General features: G+C 60.7%; 5 protein-coding genes and 1 pseudogene. All 6 read left to right on the forward strand.

The annotated features are described in order from the left end of the window. The first annotated feature begins 50 nt into the window (after nt 1-50). Complete coding sequence (gene rpoC / locus FEV53_RS15595; RefSeq protein ID WP_142835721.1) at nt 51-4,295, forward strand: DNA-directed RNA polymerase subunit beta'; 4,245 nt, start codon at nt 51-53, stop codon at nt 4,293-4,295. Nucleotides 4,296-4,413: 118 nt separating this feature from the next. Beyond that, a pseudogene (locus FEV53_RS21585) lies at nt 4,414-5,277 on the forward strand (glycosyltransferase). Nucleotides 5,278-5,516: 239 nt separating this feature from the next. Continuing rightward, the gene (gene rpsL, locus FEV53_RS15610) at nt 5,517-5,888 is read left to right on the forward strand and encodes a 30S ribosomal protein S12 (RefSeq protein ID WP_142835724.1); all 372 of its coding nucleotides are present in this window, start codon (nt 5,517-5,519) and stop codon (nt 5,886-5,888) included. A gap of 12 nt (nt 5,889-5,900) precedes the next feature. Then, complete coding sequence (rpsG, locus tag FEV53_RS15615) at nt 5,901-6,371, forward strand: 30S ribosomal protein S7 (RefSeq protein WP_142835725.1); 471 nt, start codon at nt 5,901-5,903, stop codon at nt 6,369-6,371. 25 nt (nt 6,372-6,396) lie between these two features. Further along, entirely contained in the window at nt 6,397-8,538 is a 2,142-nt protein-coding gene (gene fusA, locus FEV53_RS15620; RefSeq protein ID WP_142835726.1) for an elongation factor G, read from the forward strand. A 60-nt stretch (nt 8,539-8,598) separates the two neighbouring features. After that, nucleotides 8,599-9,167 (forward strand): GTP-binding protein (locus FEV53_RS15625; protein WP_142835727.1); only part of this gene is annotated, 569 nt, incomplete at its 3' end.

Consider the following 9,167-nt stretch of genomic DNA (forward strand, 5'->3'; position numbering starts at 1 on the left):
TTTTCGCAGAAAAATCGCCTCTGCTGCACCCTTATGCTTAAGGACGAACGATGAACCAGGAACTGTCTACCAACCCGTTTTCGCCCCTCGCGGCGCCGAAGAGCTTTGACGAAATCAAGGTCTCCCTCGCCTCTCCCGAACGGATCCTCAGCTGGTCCTTCGGCGAGATCAAGAAGCCGGAAACCATCAACTACCGGACCTTCAAGCCCGAACGCGACGGCCTGTTCTGTGCCCGTATCTTTGGGCCGGTGAAGGATTACGAGTGCCTGTGCGGCAAGTACAAGCGGATGAAATATCGCGGCATTGTCTGCGAGAAATGCGGCGTGGAGGTGACGCTGCAAAAGGTCCGCCGCGAGCGCATGGGTCATATCGAGCTGGCCGCGCCCTGCGCCCATATCTGGTTTCTGAAGTCGCTGCCCTCGCGCATCGGCCTCATGCTGGACATGACCCTGCGCGATCTGGAGCGGGTCCTCTATTTCGAGAAATACGTCGTCATTGAGCCGGGTCTTACCGATCTCACCTACGGTCAGATGCTGACTGAAGAAGAGTTCATGGACGCACAGGACCAGTACGGCATGGACGCTTTCACCGCCAATATCGGCGCTGAGGCGGTTCGTGAGATGCTGGCGATGATCGACCTCGAAGCCGAGGCCGAGCGTCTCCGCGAGGAGCTGAAAGAAGCCACTGGCGAACTGAAGCCCAAGAAGATCATCAAGCGTCTGAAGGTCGTTGAGAGCTTCCTCGAGTCCGGCAACCGTCCCGAGTGGATGGTGCTGACCGTGATTCCGGTCATCCCGCCCGAGCTGCGCCCGCTGGTGCCGCTGGACGGTGGCCGCTTTGCGACCTCGGACCTGAACGATCTCTATCGCCGGGTGATCAACCGGAACAACCGTCTCAAGCGCCTCATCGAACTGCGCGCCCCGGATATCATTATCCGTAATGAAAAGCGGATGCTGCAGGAATCCGTGGATGCGCTGTTCGACAATGGCCGTCGTGGCCGGGTCATCACGGGCGCGAACAAGCGTCCCCTGAAGTCGCTGTCCGACATGCTGAAGGGCAAGCAGGGCCGCTTCCGTCAGAACCTGTTGGGTAAGCGCGTCGACTTCTCCGGCCGTTCGGTCATCGTGACCGGCCCGGAACTGAAGCTGCACCAGTGTGGCCTGCCGAAAAAGATGGCGCTCGAGCTGTTCAAGCCGTTCATCTATTCGCGGCTAGAGGCCAAGGGTCTAAGCTCGACGGTGAAGCAGGCCAAGAAGCTCGTGGAGAAAGAGCGATCGGACGTTTGGGATATCCTCGACGAGGTGATCCGCGAACATCCGGTGCTCCTGAACCGCGCGCCGACCCTGCACCGTCTGGGCATACAGGCCTTCGAGCCCGTGCTGATCGAAGGGAAGGCGATCCAGCTGCACCCGCTGGTCTGCTCGGCCTTCAACGCGGACTTTGACGGCGACCAGATGGCCGTGCACGTGCCGCTGAGCCTCGAAGCGCAGCTCGAAGCGCGCGTCCTTATGATGTCGACGAACAACGTTCTGTCGCCCGCCAACGGCGCACCGATTATTGTGCCGTCGCAGGACATGGTTCTGGGCCTCTACTACACCTCGATGATGCGCGAAGGCATGAAGGGTGAGGGCATGTCCTTTGCCAATGTGGATGAGGTCGAGCACGCTCTGACGGCGGGCGAGGTGCATCTGCACGCCAAGGTCTACGGCCGCATGACCCAGATCGATCCGGAAACGGGCGAAGAGGTCGTCAAGCGCTACGAGACCACACCGGGCCGGATGCGTCTCGGCGGGCTTCTGCCGCTGAACGCCAAGGCGCCCTTTGATCTTGTGAACCGTCTTCTGCGGAAGAAGGAGGTGCAGCAGGTCATCGACACCGTCTACCGCTATTGTGGTCAGAAAGAGTCGGTCATCTTCTGTGATCAGATCATGACCATGGGCTTCCGCGAAGCGTTCCGTGCCGGGATTTCGTTCGGCAAGGATGACATGGTGATTCCGGATCTGAAATGGCCGATCGTGGAAGAAACCCGCGAGCTGGTGAAGGATTTCGAGCAGCAGTACATGGACGGCCTGATCACTCAGGGCGAAAAGTACAACAAGGTCGTGGATGCCTGGTCGAAATGTAACGACAAGGTCACCGAGGCGATGATGCAGACGATTTCCGACCCCGGTCGGGATGAGAACGGCGCGGAGAACGAGCCGAACTCGGTCTACATGATGGCCCATTCCGGTGCCCGGGGCTCGGTCACGCAGATGAAGCAGCTCGGCGGGATGCGCGGCCTGATGGCCAAGCCCTCGGGCGAGATCATCGAGACGCCGATCATCTCGAACTTCAAAGAAGGCCTGACCGTGCTCGAGTACTTCAACTCGACCCACGGTGCCCGGAAAGGTCTGTCAGACACGGCTCTGAAAACGGCAAACTCTGGTTACCTGACCCGCCGGCTGGTGGACGTGGCCCAGGACTGCATCGTGCGCGAGCATGATTGTGGCACTGACCGCGCCGTCACCGCGCGTCCGGCGATCAATGATGGTGAAGTCGTCGCCACTCTGGCCGAGCGTCTGCTCGGTCGTGTGGCTGCCGAGGACATCCTCAAGCCCGGCACCGACGAGGTTCTCGTCAAGACGGGCGAGATGATCGACGAGCGCATGGCGGACATGGTCGATGACATGAAGGTCCCCGAGGCGCGCATCCGCTCGCCGCTGACCTGTGAAGCCGAAGAGGGCGTTTGTGCCATGTGCTACGGGCGTGACCTCGCGCGCGGTACCATGGTGAACCAGGGCGAAGCCGTGGGGATCATCGCGGCGCAGTCCATCGGCGAACCTGGCACGCAGCTGACCATGCGGACGTTCCACATCGGCGGCGTTGCGCAGGGCTCGCAGCAGTCCTTCCAGGAGTCGGGCCACGAGGGCAAGGTCGAGTTCCGCAATGCGCAGACACTGCGCAACGACTCGGGCGCGATCGTGGTTATGGGCCGCAACATGCAGATCGCCATCATGGATGAGAACGGTGTCGAGCGCGCCAGCTACAAGCTCGGCTATGGCACCACCCTCCACGTGGAGGATGGCGCTCAGGTCGGCCGTGGCGACAAGCTGTTCGAGTGGGACCCGTACACCCTGCCGATCATTGCCGAAGCTGCTGGCCGCGCGAGGTTCGTCGACCTGATCTCGGGCATCTCCGTCCGGGACGAGACCGACGATGCGACGGGTATGACCCAGAAGATCGTTTCGGACTGGCGGTCTGTGCCGCGCGGTGGCGACCTCAAACCCGAGATCGTGATCCTCGGCGAGGATGGCGAGCCGGTGCGCAACGATCAGGGCAACCCTGTGACCTACCCGATGTCCGTGGACGCCATCCTCTCCATTGAGGACGGTTCGGACGTGAAGGCCGGTGACGTGGTCGCGCGGATCCCGCGTGAAGGTGCAAAGACGAAGGACATCACCGGTGGTCTGCCGCGTGTGGCCGAACTCTTCGAAGCGCGTCGTCCCAAGGACCACGCGATCATTGCCGAAGCCGATGGTCACGTGAAGTTCGGTCGCGACTACAAGAACAAGCGCCGCATCGCGGTTGTTCCGGTCGAGGAAGGTGCTGAGCCCGTCGAGTACATGGTGCCGAAGGGCAAGCACATCCCGGTGCAGGAAGGCGACTTCGTGCAGAAGGGTGACTATATCATGGACGGCAACCCTGCTCCCCATGACATTCTGTCGATCATGGGTGTGGAAGCTCTGGCCGATTATATGATCGACGAGGTGCAGGACGTTTATCGCCTCCAGGGTGTGAAGATCAACGACAAGCACATCGAGGTGATCGTTCGCCAGATGCTCCAGAAGTGGGAGATCCACGACAGTGGCGACACCACGCTGCTGAAGGGCGAGCATGTGGATAAAGTCGAGTTCGACGAAGCCAATGAAAAGGCGATGAAGAAGGGCGGTCGTCCGGCGACGGGTGAACCCATCCTGCTCGGCATCACCAAGGCGTCGCTCCAGACCCGGTCCTTTATCTCGGCGGCCTCTTTCCAGGAGACCACCCGGGTGCTCACCGAGGCTTCTGTTCAGGGCAAGCGCGACAAGCTCGTTGGTCTGAAAGAGAACGTGATTGTGGGTCGTCTGATCCCCGCCGGGACCGGTGGAGCGACCCAGCAGGTCCGCAAGATCGCGGCTGACCGGGATATGGTGGTGCTCAAGGCTGCACAGGACGAAGCTGAGCGCGCTGCCGCTCTGGCCTTGCCCAGCGATACGCCCATCGAGATGGACAATGATGCAGAAGTGATCATCGACATGGACAGCGATCATCAGTGATCCGTCCGGTTTGAACAGAGGAGGGGCGGTGCCTAGGCGCCGCCCTTTTTCGTGCCGGGGTTGACCTTCGGGTTTCGGACCGGAACTGTCGGCCCCGCGACAGTGCGGAGATATTCTCGTGACACCTTCTTTTCAGATTGTCGGCCTGGTCCGGTTTTCCTTTGCGACCATCGGATCATTTTATCCTGGCTTTGACACGGTCGAGGACATGGAGCGGTTCCTTTTCGATCCCGCGCGTCTCCATCGCCGCTTTGCGTTGTTCGAAGCGTTTTGCCTTCCGTCGTTGCGCTATCAGACCAATCCCGACTTTACCTGCATCCTGTTGGTGGGGCAGGGGATGCCGACGGTTTGGAAAGACCGTCTGTACGGCTTGACTGCGGACGTGCCAGCCATCCGCCTCGTCGAGGCCGCTCCGCAACATCACTATAGCGGGATCAAGAACACCTTGCTGGACCATCCGGGTGACGGGCACAGCCACAGGATCACCTTTCGGTTCGACGACGACGATGCGCTGGATAGCGACTTCATCGCCCTTCTGCACAGTTATGCGCCGAGGCTGATCGATTTGTCAGGAGCGGATATTCCCGTCGTGCTGAGCCACAACAAGGGGCTGTATGTCGAGCGGAAGAATTGACGGACGATCATTACCGCGAACACCGAACGGACGCCCCTTAGTGTCGGCACGGCGCTGATCGCCCCTGCGGACTATCCCGACAATATCTACCAGCTCGACCACCGTTTGCTGGCTGCCCGGTTCAACACATGGTCCGACACGACCCATTACAGTTTTCTCAGAACGGTCCACCGGGACAACAAATCGCAGCCTCGGCGAACCGGCGAACAGCAAGACCTCACACAACGGGAGATCGCACAGATCCTGAAGGATGGCTTTGGCCGCAAGCCCGCGTTTTTCAAGCATGACGCCTGGGCGTTTGAGGCCGAGACCTCGGCGCTCCGCGCGCGGACGGCGACCTGCTGTTGACACCCCCCGACTCGGGTCGTATACGGCGCCAACTGCGGGGACCGTTTGAGTCTTTGCGGCGACCAAATCGATGGATGTGGTCATGATCCGGGCAACCGCCCCGATCCTCTGAATACACACCGCCGGGGCCTTGGCTCTCGCGGTGCTTGCGTTTTGCGAGCGCGCAGAATGCGAACCAATGAGCCGGGGTGTGCGCGCCTCACAAAGATGAATGTTGCAACGACGGGGTTAATACCGGAATGCCAACGATCCAGCAGCTGATCCGCAAGCCGCGGCAGCCGAAAGTCAAACGCTCGAAGTCTCAGCACCTCGAGTCCTGCCCGCAGAAGCGTGGCGTCTGCACGCGCGTCTACACGACGACGCCGAAGAAGCCTAACTCGGCCATGCGGAAAGTCGCCAAAGTGCGTCTGACCAACGGTTACGAGGTGATCAGCTATATCCCCGGTGAAAGCCACAACCTCCAGGAGCACTCTGTTGTGCTCATCCGTGGCGGCCGTGTGAAAGACCTTCCGGGTGTCCGTTATCACATCCTGCGTGGTGTGCTCGACACCCAAGGCGTCAAGAACCGGAAGCAGCGCCGCTCCAAGTATGGCGCCAAGCGCCCGAAATAAGAGGATTAGCCGATGTCCCGCCGTCACGCTGCCGAAAAGCGCGAAGTTCTGCCTGACGCCAAGTTTGGCGACAAGGTGATCACAAAGTTCATGAACAACCTGATGGTTGACGGTAAGAAATCCGTCGCCGAGCGTATTGTCTACTCCGCGTTTGACCGCGTCGAGGGCAAGCTGAAGCGCTCGCCCATCGAGGTGTTCCATGAAGGTCTCGACAACATCAAACCGTCCGTCGAGGTTCGCTCGCGCCGGGTTGGTGGTGCCACCTATCAGGTTCCCGTCGAAGTGCGCCCCGAGCGCCGCGAAGCTCTGGCCATCCGCTGGCTGATCGACGCGTGCCGCAAGCGCAACGAGAACACTATGGAAGAGCGTCTGGCCGCCGAGATGATCGACGCCGTGCAGAACCGTGGCTCCGCCGTGAAGAAGCGCGAAGACACTCACAAGATGGCCGACGCCAACAAGGCGTTCAGCCATTACCGCTGGTAACCCTTTAGCCTGAGGATCTCCCCCAATGGCACGCGAATATTCGCTCGACCGCTACCGCAATTTCGGCATCATGGCGCACATCGATGCCGGCAAGACCACCTGCACCGAACGCATCCTGTTCTACACGGGTAAGTCGCACAAGATTGGCGAAGTCCATGACGGTGCCGCGACCATGGACTGGATGGAGCAGGAGCAGGAGCGGGGCATTACCATCACCTCGGCTGCGACGACCACCTTCTGGTTCCGTACCGAAGACGGTGAGAACCCGGTTGGCATCTACGGCGATACGCCGCAGGAAGCCAAGTTCCGGTTCAACATCATCGATACGCCCGGCCACGTGGACTTCACCATTGAGGTGGAGCGCTCTCTGGCCGTGCTTGACGGTGCTGTTGCGGTTCTCGACGCGAATGCGGGCGTGGAGCCCCAGACCGAGACGGTGTGGCGCCAGGCCGACCGCTACAAGGTGCCTCGCATCGTGTTCGTCAACAAGATGGACAAGATCGGTGCCGACTTCTTCAATTGCGTGAAGATGATCAAGGATCGCACCGGTGCGACTCCGGCCCCGATCCAGCTGCCGATTGGCGCCGAAGATCAGCTCGAGGGCATCATCGATCTCGTCACCATGAAGGAGTGGGTCTGGAAGGGTGAGGATCTCGGGGCGTCTTGGGTGATCCAGGATATCCGCGACGACATGAAGGATCTGGCCGAGGAATGGCGCGCCACGCTCATTGAGACCGCGGTCGAGATGGACGACGACGCAATGGAAGCTTACCTCGAAGGCGAAGAGCCCACCGAGGCCAAGCTGCGTGAGCTGATCCGCAAGGGCACGCTCTCCATGTCCTTCGTGCCGGTTCTTGCCGGTTCTGCGTTCAAGAACAAAGGTGTCCAGCCGCTGCTGAACGCGGTGATCGACTACCTGCCGGGTCCCCTCGACGTTCCCCCGTATATGGGCTTCAGCCCCGATGACGAGAACGAAGAGCGGAACATTGAGCGCCGTCCGGGCGACGATAACCCCTTCGCTGGTCTGGCGTTCAAGATCATGAACGACCCCTTCGTGGGCTCCCTGACCTTCACCCGGATCTATTCCGGTAAGCTGGCCAAGGGCGATTCCGTTCTGAACTCGACCAAGGGTCGCCGTGAGCGGATTGGCCGGATGATGATGATGCATTCGAACTCCCGTGAGGAGATCGAATGGGCCGGTTCCGGCGACATCATCGCGCTGGCAGGTCTGAAAGAGACCACCACCGGTGACACGCTCTGCGACGCGCAGAAGCAGGTGGTGCTCGAAACGATGACCTTCCCCGATCCGGTTATCGAGATCGCCGTCGAGCCGAAGACGAAAGCCGACCAGGAGAAGATGTCCGCCGGTCTGCAGCGTCTGGCTGCAGAAGACCCGTCCTTCCGCGTCGAAACCGACCTCGAGTCGGGCCAGACCATCATGAAGGGCATGGGCGAACTTCACCTCGATATCCTCGTCGACCGCCTCAAGCGGGAGTTCAAGGTCGAGGCGAATATCGGTGCGCCGCAGGTGGCTTATCGCGAGACCATCCGCAACCAGATCATGCACACCTATACCCACAAGAAGCAGTCTGGTGGTTCGGGTCAGTTCGCCGAAGTGCAGTTGGAAATCACCCCGACCGAGCCGGGCGAAGGTTACTCCTTCGAGAGCCGGATCGTGGGCGGTGCGGTGCCGAAGGAATACGTTCCCGGCGTCGAAAAGGGCATCCAGTCGGTGATGGACTCCGGTCCTCTGGCGGGCTTCCCGGTGATCGACTTCAAGGTTGCGCTCTGCGACGGTAAGTTCCACGACGTGGACTCCTCGGTTCTGGCGTTTGAGATCGCGTCTCGGATGTGTATGCGTGAGGGTCTGAAGAAGGCCGGTGCGCAGCTCCTCGAGCCGATCATGAAGGTCGAGGTTGTGACCCCCGAAGAGTATACCGGCAACGTCATTGGCGATCTGACCTCCCGTCGGGGCCAGGTGCAGGGCCAGGAGCCCCGCGGCAACGCCATCGTGATCAACGCCTTTGTTCCGCTCGCGAACATGTTCGGCTACATCAACAACCTGCGCTCCATGTCTTCGGGCCGCGCGCAGTTTACGATGCTGTTCGACCATTACGAGCCGGTTCCGAACAACATTTCGGAAGAAATTCAGGCGAAATACGCGTAAGCGACAGGATTTGCGGGTCGGCGGAAATGCCGGCTCGCTCCAGACTAACAGGAGGCCATTATGGCGAAGGCAAAGTTTGAACGTACCAAACCGCACGTGAACATCGGGACGATCGGTCACGTTGACCACGGCAAGACCACTCTGACGGCTGCGATCACCAAGTATTTCGGTGACTTCCGCGCCTACGACCAGATCGACGGCGCGCCCGAAGAGAAGGCCCGCGGCATCACCATCTCCACCGCCCACGTGGAGTATGAGACCGACGCGCGTCACTACGCCCACGTCGACTGCCCCGGCCACGCCGACTACGTGAAGAACATGATCACCGGTGCCGCCCAGATGGACGGCGCGATCCTCGTGGTGAACGCGGCTGACGGCCCCATGCCCCAGACCCGCGAGCACATCCTGCTCGGCCGTCAGGTCGGCATCCCGGCCATGGTCGTGTACATGAACAAGGTCGACCAGGTGGATGACGAGGAGCTCCTCGAGCTCGTCGAGATGGAAATCCGCGAGCTGCTGTCGTCCTACGAGTACCCGGGCGACGACATCCCGGTGGTTCCGGGTTCCGCCCTGGCCGCCATGGAAGGCCGTGACGCCAACATCGGCGAAGAGTCCATCCGCAAGCTGAT

It is taken from the genome of Palleronia caenipelagi, assembly GCF_007004065.1.
Lineage (GTDB): Bacteria > Pseudomonadota > Alphaproteobacteria > Rhodobacterales > Rhodobacteraceae > Palleronia > Palleronia caenipelagi.

Excerpts from the sequence above, each read along its gene's own strand:
- fusA (WP_142835726.1), top strand. The coding sequence starts at position 6,397 with ATGGCACGCGAATATTCGCTCGACCGCTACCGCAATTTCGGCATCATG.
- rpsL (WP_142835724.1), top strand. The coding sequence starts at position 5,517 with ATGCCAACGATCCAGCAGCTGATCCGCAAGCCGCGGCAGCCGAAAGTC.
- rpoC (WP_142835721.1), top strand. The coding sequence starts at position 51 with ATGAACCAGGAACTGTCTACCAACCCGTTTTCGCCCCTCGCGGCGCCG.
- rpsG (WP_142835725.1), top strand. The coding sequence starts at position 5,901 with ATGTCCCGCCGTCACGCTGCCGAAAAGCGCGAAGTTCTGCCTGACGCC.